Genomic DNA, 20,749 nt, shown 5'->3' on the forward strand with positions numbered 1-20,749 from the left:
GGCGTGACACTTCCGAAACTTCATGTTGCCGTGCTGATGGGCGGCTGGTCGAACGAACGACCGGTGTCGCTGATGAGCGGCAACGGCGTCGCCGACGCGCTGGAGGCGCGCGGGCATCGTGTCACGCGCATCGACATGGGGCGTGATGTGGCGCAAGTGCTGGCCGCCTGTGCGCCCGATGTGGTGTTCAACGCACTGCATGGCACGCCGGGCGAAGACGGCACGGTCCAGGGTATGATGGATCTGATGGGGCTTGCGTATACCCATTCCGGCCTTGCCGCCTCGGTCATCGCCATCGACAAGGAACTGACCAAGCAGGCGCTGGTGCCGCATGGCATCCCGATGCCCGGCGGGCGCGTGGTGCATGTCGAGGAAATCCATCGCCACGACCCTTTGCCGCGCCCTTATGTGTTGAAGCCCGTCAACGAAGGGTCTTCGGTCGGGGTAGCGATCGTGACCGAGGGTGGCAATTACGGCAAGCCGATCGCGCCCACCGTGCCCGGCCCGTGGCAGACCTTCGACACGCTGCTGGCCGAACCGTTCATTCGCGGGCGCGAACTGACCACGGCGGTGCTGGGCGATCGTGCGCTGCTGGTCACCGAATTGAAGCCGAAATCGGAATTCTATGATTTCGATGCCAAATACACCGACGGGATGACCGACCACATCTGCCCCGCCGACATCCCCGACGATGTGGCCGATGCCTGCCGCGACATCGCGTTGCGCGCACATCGCCTGCTCGGCTGTCGCGGCACCAGCCGCAGCGATTTCCGCTGGGACGACGAACGCGGCATCGACGGGCTGTTCCTGCTGGAGGTCAACACCCAGCCGGGCATGACCCCGCTCAGCCTGGTGCCCGAACAGGCGCGCGCGCTGGGCATGGATTACGGCGACCTGGTCGAGGCGATCATCGCCGAGGCGTTCGCCAAGAAGGAGGCGCGCTGACATGGCCCAGACCATCCGCCGCAGCGGCAAGAGCGTGCGGCGCGTCACCGCCACGCGCAACGCCCGCACCAAAGTCGCCACCGCGCGCAAGCAGACTGGCAATATCGTCGATCAGGCGATGCGCTGGCTGCCGTTTTCGGACGAGACGCTGCACCGGCTGATGATCGTGGCGATCATCGGCACGGTCGGAGTGGTGGCGGTAATCGGGGCGGAGATGGCCGGGGTACCGACGCTCGCCGAACAGCATCTGGCCGGGTTTGCCGGGAATGTCGGGTTTCGGGTGAAGCGTGTCGATCTGCGCGGGGTCAACCGCATGAACGAACTGGCAATCTATGAAAAAGTGCTGGGCCAGCGCGATCAGGTGATGACCCGGCTCGATCTGGCCGCCTTGCGCAACGATCTGCTGTCGCTACCGTGGGTCAAGGATGCGCGCGTGTCGCGGCAATTGCCCGATACGCTGGTGGTCGACATTGTCGAACGCAACCCCCACGCGGTGTTGCGCGATGGCGGGCATTACGTGCTGATCGATGAAACCGGCCACGAACTCGAAGCGGTGCCGCCCTCGCGCGCCAAGGGTATGCTGGTGTTGGCGGGCAAAGGGGTCGAAGGCGAAGTCGGTGCGCTGGAAAAGCTGCTCGATGCCGCGCCCGCGCTCAAGACCCAGGTGTCAGAGGCGGAATGGGTGGGCAACCGCCGCTGGAACCTGACCTTCCGCACCGGGCAAGTGCTGGCCCTGCCCGAAGGCGATGACGAGGGCGCCGCCGCCTTGCTCAGCTTTGCCCGCATGGACGGGGTCGACCGGCTGCTTGGCGGCAAAGTTGCCGCGTTCGACATGCGTGTGCCCGATCGCATCTATCTGCGCGTGCCCGGCCATGCCGAAGCGGTCGCCTCCGAAGCCAAGGCTGCCGCCGTGGCCAAGGCCGCCAAGGCGGCGGGTGCCGACGGTCCGGCCAAATCGACCGGCCATGCCGAGGCTGGCGCAAAGACGGCGCACGACTGACCCGATGGCCATTCCGCGTATCACCAAAGTCTTTGCGGCCGTGAACATCGGTTCGTTCCGCACCTCGGCGATGATCGCCGGGTTGGCGGAAACCGGCGATCTGGTCGTGCTCGGGTCGGGCTATCGCGCTTCGGCGGGGATCAAGCGCGGCTATGTCATCGACATGGTTGCCGCCACCCATTGCGTGCGCGATGCGATCGAGCGCGCCGAAAAGGCCGCCAGTGCCAGCGTGCAATCGGTGTGGATCGGTTGCGCGGGCGCGGGCCTGGCCAGCACCACCGCGCGGGTCGAAATCGAGATCGGCGGGCGGCGGATCGAACAGGACGATATCGAACACCTGCTGATCGCCGGGCGTGAAGTGATCCAGCCCGACGGGCGCCAGGTGCTCCATGCCCAGCCCGCGCACTATACGCTCGACGGCGCGCATGGCGTGCCCAATCCCAAGGGGCTGCATGCCGAACGGCTGGCGGTCGATATCCATGTCATGCTGGCCGATGGCGCACCGATCCGCAATCTGAAGGAAACGGTCGAAAACGCGCATCTGAAAGTCGACGCGGTGGTCGGATCGCCGGTCGCGGCGGGGCTCGCCTGCCTGACCCCTGAAGAACGCGAGATCGGCGTCGCACTGGTCGAATTCGGCGCGGAAGTGACCACTGTGTCGGTCTATGTTTCGGGCATGCTGCTGGGCATGCAGGTGATCCCGTTCGGATCGGGCGACATCACCGATGCCATCGCTTCGGCCTTCGGCATTCGCCGCCATCACGCCGAACGGCTGAAATGCATGTCGGGCTCGGCGATTGCCAGCCCGGCCGACCATCGCGAGATGATCCCGGTCAACGCGCCGGGCGATCCCGAAGGGGCGGGGCCGGTGGCGCGCCATGCCGATGACAAGAACCGCATTCCGCGCGCTGAGCTGATTTCGGTGATCACCCAGCAACTGGGCTATTTCACCGAAGAAGTGGCCAAGGCGCTCAAGGCGATGGGGTTTACCGGGCAACGCGGACAACAAGTCGTGCTGACCGGCGGCGGGGCGCAAATGCCGGGGCTGGCCGATTTTGCGCAAGGCGCGCTGGGCCGCCCGGTGCGCATCGGTTCGCCGCCAACGATGCTGGGCCTGCCGCCCGGCAATGCCACGCCCAGTTCGTCGACACTGGTCGGCCTGCTGCTCTATGCGGCGGCCGAGCCGGTCGATATCCGTGCGATCGGCCCCAAGTGGAAACCCGAGGGCGAATATCGCGGTTTTGCGCTGGTGGCGCGAATCTGGCGCGCCTTGCGAGAATATTTTTGACTGAAAATGCGCTATCATCCGCCGACAGGCGCGCCGATGGCGGGGGCAGGGCCCGAAATCGACACGGTTTGGCCACAAACAGGCACTGCAACTGTGGAAAAGCCGTGTTTGACCCTGATTCGACGAATCGATCCGTGCCAAAGCTGTCATACGTGACTAGTGGAATTTTGCAGGGCGTTACCCTGAACCGTACCGGGAGACCGACATGAGCATCAACATCGGACCGCCGTCGATCGATGAGCTGCGGCCCCGCATCACGGTGATCGGGGTTGGCGGCGCGGGTGGCAACGCCATTGCCAACATGATCGGCGCGGGGATCGAAGGCGTCGATTTCGTGGTGGTCAACACCGACGCCCAGGCGCTTAACAATTCGATTGCCGATACGCGCATCCAGCTCGGGCCCGCCATCACCCAGGGGCTGGGCGCAGGCGCGCGCCCCGAAGTGGGGCGTGCCGCCGCCGAGGAAACCCTGGCCGAACTCGAACGCGCGCTCGAAGGCGTGCATATGGTGTTCATCGCCGCCGGGATGGGCGGAGGCACCGGCACTGGCGCGGCCCCGGTGATTGCCGAAGCGGCGCGCCGCAAGGGCGTGCTGACGGTGGGCGTGGTGACCAAGCCGTTTCTGTTCGAGGGTGCGCGTCGCATGCGCGCCGCCGAATCCGGCATTACCGAGCTGCAAAAGCATGTCGACACGCTGATCGTCATTCCCAACCAGAACCTGTTTCTGGTGGCCAAGGCCGAAACCACCTTCAAGGAAGCGTTCGGGCTGGCCGACGAAGTGCTGCAACAGGGCGTGCGGTCGATCACCGATCTGATGGTGATGCCGGGCCTGATCAATCTCGACTTTGCCGACGTGCGTTCGGTGATGGGCGAAATGGGCAAGGCGATGATGGGCACCGGCGAAGGCGAAGGCCCCAACCGCGCACTCGAAGCCGCCGAACGCGCGATTGCCAACCCCTTGCTCGATGGCGTGTCGATGCAGGGCGCCAAGGGCGTGATCATCTCGATCATCGGCGGCGACGACATGAAGCTGCTCGAAGTCGACGAAGCGGCCAACCATATCCGCGAACTGGTCGATCCCAACGCCAACATCATCTGGGGTTCGGCGTTCAACCCCGATCTCGATGGCAAGATCCGCGTTTCGGTGGTCGCCACCGGCATCGAACAGACCAACGAACAGGCGGAAATCGCCTCTCGCCCGGCCACGATCGGCGGCTCGCGCGGCCCGGCTTTCCCCGGTGGCGGGCAGACCGCGCCGGTCGGGATCGCCCCGCGCGCGCCGCAGGCCCCGGTCGCTACGCCCGAACCACCAGCGGCCCAGCCCGCGCCGCCGCGCTTTGAAACCGCGCCGGTGGCCGAGCCCGAGCCCGAACCGGTGGTCAGCTACGCCCCGCCAGTGCCCGAGGAAGAGCCGCTCGACCTGACGCTCGATCTCAGCGAAGTTCCGCAACAGCCACCTGCAGGCCTGCCCCGGTTTGGCCGTGCGATCGATCCGGCACCGGAAGCGCCCGCACCGGCCCGCCCGGCGGCCGGCAATTCGACGCTGTTCGAACGCATGGCGAACTTGTCGCGCGGCGCGCGTCCGGCCGAGGATGAAGCCGCCGACGAAGACGGCAAGGCGCTCAATATTCCGCGTTTTCTCGGGCGACAGAACAATCAGTAAGGTCCAGGCGGGGGGCTTTGATGCCCTTCGCTGCGGTTCATCCGGCTGGCGCCATCATCCATCGCATGATGGCGCCACTATGGTTCTTTCTCGTTAGGGAAGCGGACAATGATTCGGTTCGCTTCCAAGTTCTCCGCCCTGATGTCTCCGGCCGTGCTGGCGGGCATGATGATCCTGTGTGTGCCTGCCCGGGCCGCACCGCCACCACCGGTGTCCGACGATGACGATGCGCCGCCCAGCGTGTCGCGTCCGGTGGTCGAACCGACCGCTCCGAGCGCCGGCAAGGCGCTCAATGCCGCGCTGGTGCGGCTGGCCAAGGACCCGCGCAACATCGATGCGCTGGTCGATGCCGGCAATGCGGCGATCGCGCTGGGCGATAACGAGGCGGCGCTGGGCTTTTTCACCCGCGCCGACCAGATCGCGCCTGCCAATGCGACGGTGAAGGCGGCAATTGCCGGGGCGCGGTTGCATCTTGACGATCCGGTCGAAGCGCTGCGCTGGTATGCCGCCGCCGAACAGGTAGGCGGCGATGCGGCCACGTTTGCGCTCGACCGTGGACTGGCCTTCGATCTGGTGGGCGACAACGCCAATGCGGTGGCGCAATACCGTATCGTGCTGGCGCGCAGCAACGATGCCGGCGCGCGCGACGAGGCGACCCGGCGCCAGGCGATCAGCCTGGCCATCGGCGGCGACCGGCGCGGGGCGGAACTCGCGCTGTTGCCGCTGCTTCAGCGGCAGGATCGTCCGGCGTGGCGGGCGCATGTGTTCGTGCTGGCAATTGCCGGACGCGTGGACGATGCGGTGTCGGTCACCCGCGCGACAATGCCGCCCGATCTGGCCTCTGCAATCGATCCCTATCTGCGTTTCATGGCGCAATTGACCCCGGCACAACAGGCCGCGGTGGCCAGCCTCGGGCGTTTTCCGCGCGCGGCAGACATTGGTCGCGACGATCCGCGCGTGGTCGCCTATGCCGCCGCGCATCCGCGCGTGCCGCTGACGCCCGCCGCGCCGCCGCAGGCCTTGGCACAGGCCGCGCCAGTATCGGACAGCGCGCGCGCGCGCCGTCGCAAGGGGCACGATGTTCCCGCCGCGCCGGCCGCAACGCCCGTGCAGGCGCCTGCCCAGCCCGATATCGTGCTGCCGCCACCCCCGCCACCGCCGACTGCGCTGGCCTATGCCGGGCCGCCGAACGTGCCCGTGGCCAGTCGCACCACCACGCCCGATACGGCGCCGCCGCTGTCGCCGCTGGTGCCGCAGCCGACCGTGCTGTCGCGGCTCGATATGCCGTCGGGCCATCATGGTGGTGCCGGGCGCGTTGCCCCCAACACGGTCGGTACGCCGCCACCGTCCATCCCGCTGGCCATGGCCGCACCGCCGCCAGCGGCGCCCGTACCCGACGGTTCGGGGATCGCCACGGTTGCACTGCCCGCCTCGGCCGTGGCCACCGTGCCCCAACCCGTGCCGACCAGCCATCCGGTGGTCGAGCCAATTCCCGACCGACCGGTGCCCGCAAGGCCCGAGCCTGTCGCGGCGCCACACACCAGAGCCCATGCCGAAAAGGCCGCGCATGGCGATGCTGCGTCCGACCATCCGGCAGTCGTGAAGGACAAGGATTCCAAAGAGAAGGAATCCAAGGAAAAGGACGTCAAGGGCAAGGCTGCGCACGCCAAGGCGGGCAAGGGCAAGGCCACCGATGACGAGGACGACGACACCCAGGCCAGCAAAACCAGGGGCGGCAAGGACACGAAGGGCAAGTCCGCTCACGGCAAGGCCGCCAAAGACACCAAGGCCGCCAAGGACGACGATGCCGAAGCCGCGCTCGAACCGTGCAAACCGGTAACCACCGGCAAGGGGCGCAAGGCGAAGGCCGCCGCAGCCAAGGCGGAACGCAGCCGTGCGGCCAAGGCCAAGGCGGGCCATCACGGCAAAGGCCACAAGGACAGCGCCGACAGCGAAACCTGCGCACCCGTCACCCATGGCGAACGACCCGACGGCCCGGGCGGCGTTTCGCGCGACAGCGACAGCGACGACGATGCCAAGACCGCCAAGGCCAAGGCCAAGGGCAAAGGTCATGATAAGGCCACCGAAAGCGAAAAAGGCAGCGAAAAGGCCGGGGCCAAGGGCGGCAAGCATGCGCGCTATGCCAGCCGCATCTGGGTCGAAGTGCTGACCGGGTCCGATCGCGACAAGATGCCCGCCGAATGGCGCTCGCTGGTGCACAAGGCGCGCAAGCTCAAGGGCCACAAACCCTATCTGACGCCGTGGCACAGCAATTTCCGCCTGTTGACCGGACCGTTCGACAGCGATGCCGATGCGCAGGATTTCATTGCCGAATTGCGCAAGGACGGGGTGTCGGGCTTTGAATGGACCAGCCCGGCCGGGCAGGCCGTCGACAGCCTGCCGTTGCCGTAACGCGAATTGTCAAAAAGACGTGCGACACAGCGGATAGGGAATGGACCGTATTGCGCGGTCATGCGATCTTGACCCCCATGTCCACAGGTTTTGCACAGGCTTATGGAGTTATGCGCAAAGGGGTGGGACGCTTGTCATTGCCGAGCGTCGATCCCTTCGCGAAAGGTCGGTGGCAAGCGACGGCGGGGTTGGTTGCGGTGATGGGCGGGGCCGGGGGTCTTGCCTGCCGGGGCCTGACCTGTGTACTGGAGAGCCGATGATGCGGACTGCCCAAGACAATGCTGAACGCGACGATGCCGCGCCGGTCGACATGCTCGCGTCGCTGTTCGAGGCGCGCGGCTGGCCGTTCGAATTCGTTTCCGACGATGAAATTCATGGCGAAATCCAGGGCTCCTGGGCCAATTACCAGATCCGCTGCATCTGGCGCGAAGAAGACCACGTGCTGCAGATGCTGTGTCTGCCCGATATCCGCGTACCCGACGACAAGCGTCCGCAAGTCTGGGAAGTGATGGCGCTGATCAACGAACAAGTATGGGTCGGGCACTTCGACATGTGGTCGAACGGCGGCGTGCTGCTCTATCGCCACGGGCTCATGCTTGGCGATGAAGGCCTGCTCAGCCTGGGCCAGGCCCAATCGGCGATCGAGGCGGCTGTGGACGAATGTGACCGGTTCTATCCGGCGTTCCAGTTCATACTGTGGGGCGACAAAAGCCCGGCCGATGCCCTGGCCAGCGCGCTGGTCGATGCCGTGGGCGAAGCATAAGGCAGGGCCGGGCATTGCGCATTTTTCAGTTCGGTTGCGGCAATATGGGCGGCGCAATGCTGACCGGATGGCTGGCGGGCGGTATCGATCCGGCCGATTTCACTGTGATCGACCCCTATCTGGCCTCCGCTCCCGTAGGCGTGCGCCTGCTGGGCGCGGCGCCGGTCGGCGAGGCACCTGCCGATGTTGTCGTGCTGGGGTTCAAGCCGCAGCAACTGGCCCAGGCGGCACCGGCGGTGGTGCCGCACATTGGTGCCGACACGCTGGTGCTGTCGATCCTGGCCGGGGTCGATCTGGCCACCTTGCGCGCAACATTGGCGGGCGCGGGCGCCATCGTCCGGGTGATGCCCAACCTGGCTGCGGCGATCGGCAAATCGCCGATTGCGCTGTTTGGCGATGCCACCGGCGCGGGACGTGCCACCACCGATGCGCTGATGGCGCCACTGGGGCAGGGCGAATGGCTGGCCGACGAGGCCGCGATGGATCTGGTGACCGCGCTGGCGGGATCGGGCCCGGCGTTTGTCTATCGGTTCATCGATGCGCTCGCGGCCAGCGCGGCGGCGCTGGGCCTGCCGCGTGACCAGGCCGACCGGCTGGCGCTGGCAATGGTCGAAGGCGCGGCGCAACTGGCCGCGGTATCGCCCCATGATCCCGGGGAACTGGCCAATCGCGTGGCCAGCCCGGGCGGCGTCACCCGCGCGGGCCTCAACGTGCTCGATGCCGACGATCGTCTGGTCCACCTGATGATCGACACCTTGCGCGCCGCACGCGATCGCAACGCGGAAATGACCGCCGAAGCAATCCGCCAGATGGGCGCTAAGTAAAAATAGCGTTCAGGCATCCGCAATGCGGGGCGGGGCATCACAATATTCGCCGGTTTCGCTTGAAAGCGGGCGCAACCGGGACGATATTGCAGACGTGGGCCCGATTTGCGGCCCTTGACACGAAAGGCTGTTGCACATGGCAAACTGGAACGACCCTCAGCCCTCGCAGGCGGGCTTCGGCGCGTCGTCGAGTGTGTCGGGCACCTGGGGCCGTAGCAATGTCTACGACGCGGGTCTGCGCCGTCACATGCTGTCGATTTACAACTATATGGCCTCGGGCGTGCTGCTGTCGGGCATTGTTGCGCTGGGGTTTGCCGCATCGGGCATGGCCGAAGCGGTGCTGATGACACCGCTGCGCTGGATCATCGCGCTGGCGCCGCTGGCGTTCGTGATGGTGATGAGCTTTGGCATCAACCGCTTGTCGACTTCTGCGATGCAGGGGCTGTTCTGGGCGTTCAGCGTGATGATGGGCCTGTCGCTCTCGTCGATTTTCCTGGTCTATACCGGGGCCTCGATCGCGGTGACGTTCTTTGCCACGGCGGGCGCCTTCGCCGGGCTCAGCCTGTTCGGCTATACCACGCAGAAAAGCCTGTCGGGCATGGGCACGTTCCTGATCATGGGCCTGTTCGGCATCCTGATCGCCTCGCTGATCAATATGTTCCTGCATTCGCCGGGCCTGTCGTGGGGCATCAGCTTCCTGGGCGTGCTGATTTTTGCCGGGCTGACCGCGTATGACACGCAGAAGCTGAAGGAACAGTACGGCTATGTCGCCGGGACCGCGATGGCGGGCAAAGCGGTAATCATGGGTGCGCTGAACCTCTACCTTGATTTCATCAACATGTTCCTGATGCTGTTGCGCTTCATGGGCGATCGTCGCTGATCGGTCCGTTGCGCGGAATTCGGCGATCGGGTTATCGCAAACGACACACACCCGGCGGGATCACCATCCTGCCGGGTGTTTTGCATTGTGCAAGACGCGGGCATATGGTGAACAGGCGCGCAACGAACCCGTATGACAAACGCGTTCAGCCGTCTGATAATGAGGGCAATTTCAAGGAGTGCGACAGCCCGTGAACAATCTTGAGGTGATGCACCCGCAAATCGCCGGGGCGGCAGGCTGTGCGCTGCGCCGCCGCCGGGGCCTGCTGGCGGGCGCCATGCTGGCGATGTTGCTGGCATCTTGTGCACACAAAGTACCCCCGCCCCCGCCGCCGCCACCCCCGCCGCCGCCGCCTGTGGTGGTGATCCCGCCGCGCCCGACGCCCCCCGACGGCGCCGCGCCCAACATGATCACGCCCGAAGTGCAGGCCGACGGTCAGCGCGAATCCGTCAATCGCAAGGTTTCGGTCAACCAGTTGGTGTGGAACTTGCGATCGGCCTATACGGTTGCCGCGCTCGATTGCCTGAACCCTGCCAATGCCGCGATCCTGCCGCATTATCGCGCGTTTCTGGTGCGCAATGCCAAAGTTCTGAAAACGGTCTATGGCGGCATGGATCACGCCTTTCGCGAAAAGTATGGCCGTGGCGGTGAAACGCTGCGCGACGATTATCTGACCGTGCTCTACAACCATTACGCCCTGCCGCCGACCAAGCAGGCGTTTTGCGATGTCGTCGATCAGATCCTGACCGAAGGCGACAATGTGGCACCCGAAGATCTGGGCGCCTTTGCCGAGGCCAAAGTGCCGGTGATCGAGAAAGTCTTTGACGATTTCTACGATCGTTATGACCAGTATCGCAACGCGCTGGCGGCGTGGGAAGAAAAGTATGGCCGCGTCGGCCGCGTGAGTGTCGAGCCGCTGGCGCAGCAGCCGCCGCCACCCCCAGTGCCGCCGGCGGTCCCGTCGGGCACGCCCTGACGCAGCCAACGGTGCAAAATATTGATCGGGGGGGCTTGGCAAGCGGGCCGGGGGTGCGCTAAGGGCGCGCCTCCCGGATGGTGCGGGTGACCCTTGACGGGGCCATCGGCAACGACCGGCGAAACACTGGAACGGGGCCGTAGCTCAGATGGGAGAGCGCGTCGTTCGCAATGACGAGGTCAGGGGTTCGATCCCCCTCGGCTCCACCAGCGTTTCGATGTAGACGGTTGCATGGGCGGGATATCCCGTATGCCATGCTGATCATGAACCAGCCTGCATCTTGTGTCTGGATCCGGTCGCGGTGTTCCGCGAGCGAGTCCATGCTCAGGAGGCGGGCTCTTGCCATTTGCGCAGGGAACCTCGGGTTTTTTGGGCCGGATTGGCGGACAACGGCAATGCATTTTCTCGATCAGGCCAAGATTTTCATCAGCTCGGGCACCGGGGGCGGCGGCGCGGTCAGCTTTCGGCGCGAAAAATACGAAGAATACGGTGGTCCCGACGGCGGCAACGGCGGCAAGGGCGGCGATATCGTGTTCGAGGCAGTGGCCGGGCTGAACACGCTGATCGATTTCCGCTATACCCAGCATTTCAAGGCGCAACGCGGCGGCGGCGGGGCGGGCAAGAACCGCTTTGGCGCGGGCGGCGAAGATCTGGTGATCAAAGTGCCGGTGGGTACCCAGGTGCTCGACGATGATCGCGAGACGGTGCTGCTCGATCTGGTCGAAGTGGGCCAGCGCGTGGTGCTGTTGCGCGGGGGCGATGGCGGGCGCGGCAATGCCAGCTTCAAATCGTCGACCAACCGTGCGCCGCGTCAGTCGGGTCCGGGCTGGCCGGGGCAGGAACTGTGGGTGTGGCTGCGGTTGAAACTGCTGGCCGATGCGGGGCTGGTCGGATTGCCCAATGCCGGCAAATCGACGTTCATCAACCAGATCACCAATGCGCGCGCCAAAGTGGGCGCATATGCCTTTACCACCACCCGGCCTCAGCTTGGCGTGGTGCGGCACAAGCATCGCGAATTCGTGCTGGCCGACATTCCCGGCCTGATCGCGGGCGCAGCCGAAGGCGCCGGCATCGGCGACCGGTTCCTGGGTCATATCGAACGCTGCCGCGTGCTGATTCATCTGGTCGACATCAACGGCACCGACCCTGCCGAGGCGATGCAGGTGGTGGCCGAGGAACTGGCCAACTATGGCGCCGGGCTCGATGAAAAACCGCGCCTGATCGCGCTCAACAAGATCGATCTGGTCGATGGCGAACTGGTGCGCGCGTTTGCCGCCGAACTCATCGCCGCCGGGGCAGACCAGGTCTTCCCGATTTCGGGGGCAACCGGCAAAGGCATGGACGCGCTGCTCGATGCGGTGCTCGAACATCTGCCCGCAGCGACCGCGACCGAACGCCCGGCGGGCGAAGTGGAAGATGATGCTGATCACACCCCCTGGTCGCCGTATTGAACCGCAAAGGTTTCGGTTCGTGGCAAGACGCTTCACCTGACCGGGCATTTGGCTTAAGCGCAGCCCGATCATGACTATCGCGCAGCTTGCCCATCTCGCCGATCCGGCGCTCACCCCCCGGCTTGTCGTCAAAGTTGGCTCGGCCTTGCTGGTCGGCGCGGATGGCGAACCGCGCCGCGGCTGGCTGAGCGCGCTGGTCGGGGAACTGGCGGAGGCGCGTGCGCGCGGGCAGGATGTGATCGTGGTTTCGTCGGGCGCGATCGCGCTGGGCGCGCGGCGGCTGGGCCTGGCCAAAGGCGGGCGCGGATCGCTGGCTGATGCGCAGGCGGCGGCGGCGGTCGGCCAGATCGCGCTGGCCGGGCTGTGGGCCGAACTGCTGGCCGGCTATGGCGCCACCGCCGCCCAGGTGCTGCTGACGCTCGATGATCTGGAAGACCGGCGGCGCTGGCTCAATGTTACCGCGACGTTGGGCACGCTGCTGGCGCGCGGGGCAGTGCCGGTGATCAATGAAAACGACACCGTTGCGACCGAAGAAATCCGCTTTGGCGACAACGACCGGTTGGCCGCGCGCGTGGCGCAGGCGGCCGAGGCGAGCGCGGTGCTGTTGCTGTCGGACATCGACGGTCTGTACGACCGCGATCCGCGCCAGCCGGGTGCGACCCGCATCCCGGTGGTGCGCCGGGTAACCCCCGACATTCACGCCATGGCCACCGCCGGTTCTTCGTCCGGACTGGGATCGGGCGGCATGACATCCAAATTGCAGGCGGCAGAGATTGCCGGGATGGCGGGCATGGCGCTGGCGATCATCGATGGGCGCCCCGATCGTCCGATCGGCAGTGCGCTGGCCAGTGGCAACGGCACGGTTTTCCTGGCCCGCCCGCGCAAGGCCGCGCGCAAGGCCTGGCTGGGCGGGCGCATGCGGATGCGCGGCACGGTCCATGTCGATGCCGGTGCCGCCCGCGCGCTGTCCCAGGGGGCCAGCCTGCTGGCCGCCGGGGTGGTGCGGGTGGAGGGCACTTTCATGCGCGGCGATGCGATTGCCGTGCTGGGGCCTGCGGGTGAAGTGCTGGCGCGCGGACTGACCGAATACGATGCGGGCGAATGCGCCGCACTGGCCGGGCACAACAGCCGCGACCATGCCGATATTCTGGGCTATGCGCCACGTTCGGCGCTGATCCACCGCGACCATCTGGTGCTCGTCTGATGGCCGCACGGCGCCCGTCGGACTTGCTGGCGATTACCGGGGCGACAGGATTTGTCGGGCAGGCGGTGCTCGATGCGGCGGTGGCGCTCGGCCTCGATGTGCGCGCGCTGACGCGGCGGCGGCAGGAACCGCGCGCCGGGGTCGAATGGGTGCAGGGCGATCTCGATGACGAACGCGCGCTGCGGCGGCTGGTCACGCGGTCGAGCGTGGTGATCCACATCGCAGGGGTGGTCAACAGCCCCGATCCGGCAGGGTTCGAAGCGGGCAACGTGCGTGGCACGCTGAACGTGGTGAACGCTGCGCTGACCGCCGGGGTCAACCGGTTTGTCCATGTTTCCTCGCTGACCGCGCGCGCGCCCGACTTGTCGGTCTATGGCGCGTCAAAGCGGCGGGGCGAACGGATCGTCGCGGCGTCGAGCCTCGACTGGACGATCGTGCGCCCGCCGGGTGTCTATGGCCCGCGCGATACCGAAATGTTCGAACTGTTTCGCCTGGCGCGCAAGGGCGTGGTGCCATTGCCCCCGGCCGGGCGCGCCTCGCTGATCCATGTCGGCGATCTGGCGCGGCTGTTGCTGGCGCTGATCCCCGGTGGCGAGGCAGTGACCAGCCAGACGTTCGAACCAGACGACGGGCGTCCGGGCGGCTGGAGCCATGTCGAGATGGCGCGCGCGATCGGCATGGCGGTGGGCAAGCGCCCGCTGGCACTGTCACTGCCCCGCCGGGTGCTTGAATGGGTGGCGCGGGCCGATCGCAGTTGGCGCAAGGACCGCGCCAAGCTGACACTCGACCGGGTCAACTACATGTGCCACCCGGACTGGACCGTCAGCCAGGGCATGCAGCCTCCCGCTGATCTGTGGCAGCCCGAGATCGCCACCGACATCGGGCTGCACGCCACGGCGGCGTGGTACAAGGATATGGGCTGGCTGAAATAATTCAGCCGACTTTGCCCGCCAGATAGACCTGGAATTCGGTAACGGTCAGGATGTCCTTGAAACGGTCATCCTCGACCACCTTGCGATGGTCGAATTTGCCGTGCAGGCGTGCCCATTCATCAAGTGCGGTGATGCACCGCGCCACATCCTTGCGATGGGCGTGGATCGTCGCCTTGACGAAATGGGCCTGCGCCAGGTGCGCACGCACGTCGAGCGAGGTGGTTGCGGCATGCTGCGCGATCACCGTTTCGCATTCGGCCAGCGCGGTGACGTAATGGCCCGCCTCGGCCAGCGCCTCGGCCTTGTTGACGCGCGCATAGCAGACCGCTTCGGCATCGTCGGGATAGCGGGCCAGCATAAGGTCGCTGTAATGGATGATATCGTGACGGGCCTGGGCGCGGTCATGCCGGGTGGTGCGCGCCTGGTCGATCACCACGCGATAGTGGCGGATCGACCAGTCGGTCTCATCGATTGCGGGATGCGTCGTGTGGGTGCGCGGGTGATGTGCGGGCTGCGCCGGAACCACTGTCTCGACCACCGTGGTCGCTGCAACCACGCCCAGGTCTTCGACGACCGGCGCGGTTTCGACAGTGGCATGATCATGGCGCGCCCGGTGCACCGGCGTGCTTGCCACGCGCTGGCGTTCCAGTTCGAGGCGCAGGCGCGTCATTTCCTCGCGCACGTGGTCCAGATCGCGATCGCGTGTAAACCGGTCGCGCGCCGCTTCACGCGGGTGGTCGCCGCGCGCCAGCGTCGCCCCGGCGGCTGCGGCGGCCACCGCCACGCCTGCGTCTTCGATCACGTGCCCCGCTGCGGTGTGATCGTGCTCTGTCGTGGTGCGCACCAGCGTTTCGCGCTCGTTCGCCCCGCCGCGCCGCAACAGCGCCACTTCTTCCGCCAGACGTTCGAAATCGCCGTCCCTTTGCCGCAGTCGGGCTGCAAGATCGGCGGTCACGTCGTCGGAATGGGTCGTCGAGCTATGGGTTTCCCGGCGCGATCCGCGCAGGGCCCACAGCGCCAGCAGCAGGATGCCGATCGCGATCAACAGCGCCAGCAGCGCGGCCAGCCAGCCCAGATTGGCCAGCCACACGGTCAACCCGTCGACGCGCTGGTTCAGCACGACGATATCGTTGGTGCCCGGAACCACCGGCGATGCGGTGGGCTGGGGGTTCGGTCCGGGGGGAGTGGGTGACGGATTTGCAGGCGTGGGTGGCGCTGGCGTAGGCGGCGCGGGCGTGGGCGATGCGGGCGTGGGGGCCGCGGTCGGGGTGTTGTAGATGTTGACGACCGCGCCGCCCGCCGTGCTGATCTGGCGGTTGGTGTTGTCGTCGATCACTTTGCCGGGATTGTGGACCGGTGCCACCGGGCGGTGCCAGATCGGGTGCCAGGGATGTGGGTGCCACGGATGGTGGCCCCCGTCATGAATCCGGCAAGACGGTTCCGAATCGCAGTCATCGATCACCACAGTCCTGGTGATGACTTTTTCGGTGACCGTGTTGTCGCCGGATCTGTTGCAAAAACAGGCGTTATCTTGTGCCAGCGCCGGACCTGCCAACAGGCTGATGACGACAACGGGAAGGAGGAGGCGCGTTTCCATGGTTGAACCATGCGCCAGCGTGATTTGTTGTCAAATTATAAACCATGTTTTTGCATCTGTTCTGGCGACATGTGCCAGATTGCGACACTGATGCTTTGATCCACTCTCAGGGCGCGGCCATCACCGCGTTGCGGCCTTGTGCCTTGGCCAGATAGAGCGCCTCGTCGGCCGCGCGCAGCGCTTCGCGCGGGTTGGTATAGGCAAACACGTCGGCGACACCGCCCGAGAATGTCACCTGGCCGATCGGATCGTCGGTCTGGCGATTGACAAACCGCCGCGCGGCAAAGGTTTCGCGCACGCAGTCAAGCTTTTCGCGCACTTGTGTCTTGGTCAGCCCGCGAAACAGCAGCACGAATTCCTCGCCGCCATGACGGGCGACATGGCAATGCTGGTTGCTCAGCCGGTCGAGTGCTTCGGCGACCGCCTTGATCACCCGGTCGCCGGTTTCGTGGCCGTGGTTGTCGTTGACGCGCTTGAAATTGTCGATGTCGCAGAACGCCACGCACAGGCTGTCAACTTCGGCCTGGGCCTCGCGATAGTGGCGGTCGAGCACGGATTCGAACGCGCGCCGGTTGGGCAGGCCGGTCAGATAATCGACCTCCGCATCGCGCTGCGCACGCGCCAGCCGTTCGCGCAGGCCGCGCATTTCCTGCTCGCTGGCGCGAATGTCGCTTTCAAGTTTGCGCGTGTGGTCGAGAATGGTGTGCGCCAGGCCCAGCACATCGGCCAGAGTGACGCTGTCGGGCAGGGCCGCTGCGCGATCGACCTGGCTGGCCAGCGCGGCGTTGCACGTGGCGGCACTGGCCCGGGCATCGTGGGCCGTGGTGGCAAAGCGGTCGAGCGAATCCTCAAGCTGGGTGATCAGCGTGCGGATCGCGCTTTCCTGATCTTCGAGGGTGGTCTGCTGGTCGAGCCAGTCTTGCGTGATGGTCTGGCCCGACAGCCGCCGTTGCCCGATCGCGCGCGCCAGTTGCGGGTCTTCGCCGCTGAACGCCGAATGCGCGATCAGCAGGTTGTGGGTGGTCGCGGCCAGGCGACACGAAGTCAGGAATTCGGCGATTTCGGCGATCAGTCGCTGGTGCGCACGCTCGATCGCGGTCAGCGGCGGCAAAACTTGATCCGTCGCGACCGGCTTGGACGTGTCGTCATCGCTGGTCGCGGCGAAAAAGCGGAGAAAACGATGCGCCGAACTCGCCATCTGGTGCTGGTCTTTGCGATCTTGATGCGCCCGGCATCGGTTGCTGGCAGGTGCCCTATGGGCAATGCTGCCTAAACCGGACTGGTAAGGATCGACCTTGCGCCGCGTTACGCATGACACCGGAGGATCGATCGATACGGGCGGTGCTAAACCAAAGTGATCATGTGGTGAGCGTATCACCCGCACCGCGCGGCAGGCGCAGCGCATCAATCTGGCCCAGCAGCGCCACCACCGCAACCAGCAGGAACGCCACCCGGTAATCGCCGCCGGGCCCCGCCAGCGGCAGGTGGGGAACCAACCGGATCAGTGCGCCACCGGCATGGACCGCGGTTGCCGCCAGCGTGATCCCGGCGGCCCCCGACAGCAGCATGGCGGTGTTGTAAAGCCCGCTGGCATCGCCCATCGCGTCGCGGTCGATATCGGCAAATGCCAGCGTCGTCAGGCTGGTGAATTCCAGGCTGCGCACCAGTCCGTGCGCGACCAGGATCACCACTACCAGCGGCAGCGGCAGGGCCGGGGTGATCAGCGCCATCGCGGCCAGGCTGAGCGCACAGGCAAACCCGTTGACCACCAGCACCGGGCGATGGCCAAACCGGCGCAGGATGCGGGTAACAAACCCCTTCATGGTGAAATCGCCGACAAACAGTGTCAGCACGAACAGCCCGGCGTGAAAGGCGCTGAAGCCATAGCCCGCCTGCAACATCAGCGGCAGCAGGAACGGCCCGGCATTGACCGCGATCCGCGTCAGCGACCCGCCGCGCGACGCCACGCGAAACGTGGTGACCCGCCACGCGCCCAGATCGATAAGCGGATGGCGAACGCGCAGCAAATGGCGCACCAGCGCCACCACCAGGATCGTGCCGCCCAGCGTCAGCCCCAGTGCCACCGGATCGGCATGCCGCGGGGCGCGTTCGAGCCCCAGTTGCAGCGCGAACAGGCCGGTGCTGCAATAGGCAAACCCCGCCCAGTCGAACCGGCGGGCAGTTTCGCGCACATCGGGGATCAGCCACAGGCACGCGCCCAGCGCGATCACCCCCAACGGCAGGTTGAAATAGAATATCCAGCGCCAGCCAAACAGTTGCGTGATCAGTCCGCCCAGGGGCGGGCCGATCACCGGGGCGATCAGCGCGGGCCAGATCAGCGCGGCCAGCGTTTCGACCAGTTTGTCGCGCGCGGTCAGCCGCATCACCACCAGCCGCCCGACCGGCACCATCAGCGCGCCCGCCATGCCCTGCACGATGCGGAGCAGCACGAACATGGTCGGCCCGGTGGCCATGCCGCACAGCGCCGAGGCCAGCGTGAACAGCGCGATCGCGGCGGCAAACACGTGCCGGGCGCCAAACCGGTCGGCCACCCAACTGCTGGCCGGGACAAACACCCCGACTGTCAGCAGATAGGCCGACACGCCGATATCGAGCGCGACCGGCGTGGTGCCGAACGTGTGCGCCATGGCCGGCAGCGCGGTGGTGATGATCGTGCCGTCGAGGATTTCCATGAACAGCGCCGCACTGACCAGCGCCATGACCAGCCGGTGGTGCAACGCGCTGCCCGGCACGACGGCGGCAATCCGGGACAGGGTGGCGGGCTGGGACATCGCCGCCGATCCATACGCAAACGCCCCGGCGGCACAAGCCGTCAGGGCGCTGCGACCTATAAGAAATTGGGCGCACTCATACGCTTGCGCGCATTATTGGTCCGGCGCGGGCGGTCCCGGCGGCGGTGGCGGCGGCGGTGCGCCGGGCGGGGCATCGTCGGGTACCGCTGGCACCGTCTGCCAGCCGATCGGGCAGGCCGGTACATAGGGGTAATAGCCGACCGGATTGGCGCAATAGTACCAATAGGGTGTCTGTGGTGGCGGTTCGGGGGTTTCCTGCACGCTCAACAGCGGGGCGATATAGGTGGGATAGGGGTAGATCGCGTCGGGATAGAAATACCAGTCGTCGTCGAGAAACCACCACCAGCCATAGACCCCGCCGTGCATCACATGGCGCCATTCGCCGCCCGCCCAATGCGCGCGCTCGTCGGCAGACAGCGAACCGAACGCGCGGCCGTGAAATTCGGGGCCATGCGCCATGCCACGCGCCGCATCGGGGCCGGACGGGCGGGCCGGGTCGCGAAAACCGCCCGGTGCGCCACGTTCCGCACCAGCGCCAGGGGCGCCGCGCGGGGCCCCACCGCGTTCCGCGCCGCCACCGGGTACGCCGCGTGGCGCGCCGCCCCCCGGTGCGCCGCGGGGCGCGCCACCACCGGGCGCGTGCGACCCGCCGCCGCGATTGCCCTCATGCATTTGCGCCTGGGCCGGTACGCCCGCGACCAGCGCGGCGGCGCCGAGCAGGCCGATCAGCAACTTTGTCATGCCCTTATCCCCTTCCGGTGGAATGGTGACGGTATGGACCGTGCGTCGGCCTTATCACATTGGCAGAGATCAAATGGCGCGAATTTGACGTTGGCACCCGCCCGACCGATTTTTTGCAACGTCGTCTGCAATTCATTGCGTTTGCGCGCATGGGGCAGGGTGGGAGACAGTGCATGCATCGCCTCCTGCCAGAGAAACCGCCGCATGAACGCCCCTGTTACCCCTCTCCACACCGGCGCCCCGCTGGTGGTGTCGCATGAAGCAACGTTCGATCCCGACGATCGCGCAATTCTGGCGCAACACTGGTATCCGGTCGCGCTGGCCAGCGATCTGGACAAGGGGCCGCTGGCGGTACGGCTGCTCGATCAGCGGCTGGTGGTCTATCGCGTGGGCGCGGCGGTGGTGGTGGCCAGCGAATTCTGCCCGCATCGCGGCGTGCCGCTGGGGCAGGGGACAATGGCCGAAGATGGCGTGGTGTGCCCGTACCACGGGCTGCGGTTCGGCGCGGGCGGGCGCTGCGTGCATATCCCGGCGCATCCGGACCGGGCGATCCCGGCGCAATTCGATCTGCGCGCCTATCCCGCGCAAGTGCGCTATGGCCTGGTATGGACCTGCCTTGATCCTTCGGCGGGGACCGATATTCCCGCCATGCCGCATTGGGACGAGCCGGGGTTTCAGCAGATCAATTGTCCGCCGGTCGATATCGCGGGCTTTGCCGGGCGCCAGGTCGAGGGTTTTCTCGATGTCGCGCACTTTGCCTTTATCCACACCGCCACATTTGCCGATCCTGCAAATCAGGCGGTTCCGGCCTATCGCCCGCGCCGCACCGATTATGGCTTTGACGCCGAATACTGGAGCACGGTGGGCAACTATCCGGCGGGGGCGGCGCACACCGGGCCCGCAGGGTTCCGCTGGCTGCGCCATTTCCGCTGCACCCCGCCGTTTACCGCGACGCTGGAAATCCATTTTCCGCACGACGCGCGGCTGGTGATCATGAACGCCGCGTCACCCGTTGCGGTCGGCCAGACGCGCATGTTTGCGCCGATCGCGCGCAATTTCGACCACGATATCCCGGTCGAGGATGTGCACGCGTTCAACGCGCGGGTGTTCGAGGAAGACCGCATGGTGGTCGAAACCCAGCAACCCGTGCTGTTGCCGCTCGACCCTGCGGCCGAGGCGCATCTGCCCGCCGACATGAGCGCGATGATGTACCGCCGCCTGCTCAAGGAAATGGGGCTGGCCTTTCGCGCCTGACGCCCG

The 20,749-nt window shown here is 66.3% G+C and carries 17 protein-coding genes and 1 tRNA gene; 14 read left to right on the top strand and 4 right to left on the bottom strand.

The features are described 5' to 3' along the window. Positions 1 to 3 precede the first annotated feature (3 nt). From AQZ49_RS17160 to AQZ49_RS17220, 13 genes are all read left to right on the top strand, one after another. Positions 4 to 945, top strand: a complete 942-nt coding sequence (locus AQZ49_RS17160) for a D-alanine--D-alanine ligase (RefSeq protein ID WP_082701861.1) — start codon at positions 4 to 6, stop codon at positions 943 to 945. Position 946: 1 nt separating this feature from the next. Further along, positions 947 to 1,945 carry a cell division protein FtsQ/DivIB gene (locus tag AQZ49_RS17165; RefSeq protein ID WP_067618501.1) on the top strand — a complete coding sequence of 333 codons (999 nt, stop codon included), beginning with the start codon at positions 947 to 949 and terminating at the stop codon, positions 1,943 to 1,945. 4 nt (positions 1,946 to 1,949) lie between these two features. Continuing rightward, the gene (gene ftsA, locus AQZ49_RS17170; RefSeq protein WP_067618505.1) at positions 1,950 to 3,233 is read left to right on the top strand and encodes a cell division protein FtsA; all 1,284 of its coding nucleotides are present in this window, start codon (positions 1,950 to 1,952) and stop codon (positions 3,231 to 3,233) included. A gap of 205 nt (positions 3,234 to 3,438) precedes the next feature. After that, the gene (ftsZ, locus tag AQZ49_RS17175; RefSeq protein ID WP_067618508.1) at positions 3,439 to 4,896 is read left to right on the top strand and encodes a cell division protein FtsZ; all 1,458 of its coding nucleotides are present in this window, start codon (positions 3,439 to 3,441) and stop codon (positions 4,894 to 4,896) included. A gap of 108 nt (positions 4,897 to 5,004) precedes the next feature. Beyond that, positions 5,005 to 7,308 (top strand): tetratricopeptide repeat protein, encoded by a 2,304-nt coding sequence (locus tag AQZ49_RS17180; protein WP_067618510.1) that lies wholly within the window; start codon positions 5,005 to 5,007, stop codon positions 7,306 to 7,308. Positions 7,309 to 7,564: 256 nt separating this feature from the next. Next, positions 7,565 to 8,071: a type III secretion system chaperone family protein gene (locus AQZ49_RS17185; RefSeq protein WP_067618514.1), complete on the top strand. Its 507-nt coding sequence runs from the start codon at positions 7,565 to 7,567 to the stop codon at positions 8,069 to 8,071. 14 nt (positions 8,072 to 8,085) lie between these two features. Beyond that, positions 8,086 to 8,895 carry a pyrroline-5-carboxylate reductase family protein gene (locus tag AQZ49_RS17190; protein ID WP_067618517.1) on the top strand — a complete coding sequence of 270 codons (810 nt, stop codon included), beginning with the start codon at positions 8,086 to 8,088 and terminating at the stop codon, positions 8,893 to 8,895. Between the two features lie 136 nt (positions 8,896 to 9,031). Beyond that, positions 9,032 to 9,775, top strand: a complete 744-nt coding sequence (locus tag AQZ49_RS17195; RefSeq protein ID WP_067618520.1) for a Bax inhibitor-1/YccA family protein — start codon at positions 9,032 to 9,034, stop codon at positions 9,773 to 9,775. Between the two features lie 190 nt (positions 9,776 to 9,965). After that, on the top strand, positions 9,966 to 10,751 hold the full coding sequence (locus AQZ49_RS17200) for a hypothetical protein (protein WP_067618522.1): 786 nt from the start codon (positions 9,966 to 9,968) through the stop codon (positions 10,749 to 10,751). Positions 10,752 to 10,884: 133 nt separating this feature from the next. Further along, a tRNA-Ala gene (locus tag AQZ49_RS17205) sits at positions 10,885 to 10,960 on the top strand. A gap of 186 nt (positions 10,961 to 11,146) precedes the next feature. Further along, positions 11,147 to 12,202 (top strand): GTPase ObgE, encoded by a 1,056-nt coding sequence (gene obgE / locus AQZ49_RS17210; RefSeq protein WP_067618525.1) that lies wholly within the window; start codon positions 11,147 to 11,149, stop codon positions 12,200 to 12,202. 70 nt (positions 12,203 to 12,272) lie between these two features. After that, entirely contained in the window at positions 12,273 to 13,406 is a 1,134-nt protein-coding gene (gene proB / locus AQZ49_RS17215) for a glutamate 5-kinase (RefSeq protein WP_067618528.1), read from the top strand. Then, on the top strand, positions 13,406 to 14,338 hold the full coding sequence (locus AQZ49_RS17220; protein WP_067618531.1) for an NAD-dependent epimerase/dehydratase family protein: 933 nt from the start codon (positions 13,406 to 13,408) through the stop codon (positions 14,336 to 14,338). The genes proB and AQZ49_RS17220 overlap by 1 nt, the downstream gene beginning before the upstream one ends. 1 nt (position 14,339) lies before the next feature. Here the strand turns inward: AQZ49_RS17220 and AQZ49_RS22635 are convergent, their stop codons facing one another. The 4 genes from AQZ49_RS22635 to AQZ49_RS22640 form a co-directional block, all read right to left on the bottom strand. Next, on the bottom strand, positions 14,340 to 15,701 hold the full coding sequence (locus tag AQZ49_RS22635; protein ID WP_197411103.1) for a hypothetical protein: 1,362 nt from the start codon (positions 15,699 to 15,701) through the stop codon (positions 14,340 to 14,342). A 340-nt stretch (positions 15,702 to 16,041) separates the two neighbouring features. Beyond that, the gene (locus AQZ49_RS17230) at positions 16,042 to 17,133 is read right to left on the bottom strand and encodes a GGDEF domain-containing protein (RefSeq protein WP_082701862.1); all 1,092 of its coding nucleotides are present in this window, start codon (positions 17,131 to 17,133) and stop codon (positions 16,042 to 16,044) included. A 160-nt stretch (positions 17,134 to 17,293) separates the two neighbouring features. Beyond that, positions 17,294 to 18,727: an MFS transporter gene (locus tag AQZ49_RS17235; protein ID WP_082701863.1), complete on the bottom strand. Its 1,434-nt coding sequence runs from the start codon at positions 18,725 to 18,727 to the stop codon at positions 17,294 to 17,296. Positions 18,728 to 18,820: 93 nt separating this feature from the next. Beyond that, positions 18,821 to 19,489, bottom strand: coding sequence for a hypothetical protein (locus AQZ49_RS22640; protein WP_067618537.1), 669 nt, complete (start codon positions 19,487 to 19,489; stop codon positions 18,821 to 18,823). Positions 19,490 to 19,693: 204 nt separating this feature from the next. Here AQZ49_RS22640 and AQZ49_RS17245 point away from each other — a divergent pair, with 204 nt between their 5' ends. Next, complete coding sequence (locus AQZ49_RS17245) at positions 19,694 to 20,743, top strand: aromatic ring-hydroxylating oxygenase subunit alpha (protein WP_067618542.1); 1,050 nt, start codon at positions 19,694 to 19,696, stop codon at positions 20,741 to 20,743. Positions 20,744 to 20,749 lie beyond the last annotated feature (6 nt).

This window comes from Novosphingobium sp. FSW06-99, from assembly GCF_001519065.1.
In the GTDB taxonomy this organism is placed as follows: Bacteria; Pseudomonadota; Alphaproteobacteria; order Sphingomonadales; family Sphingomonadaceae; genus Novosphingobium.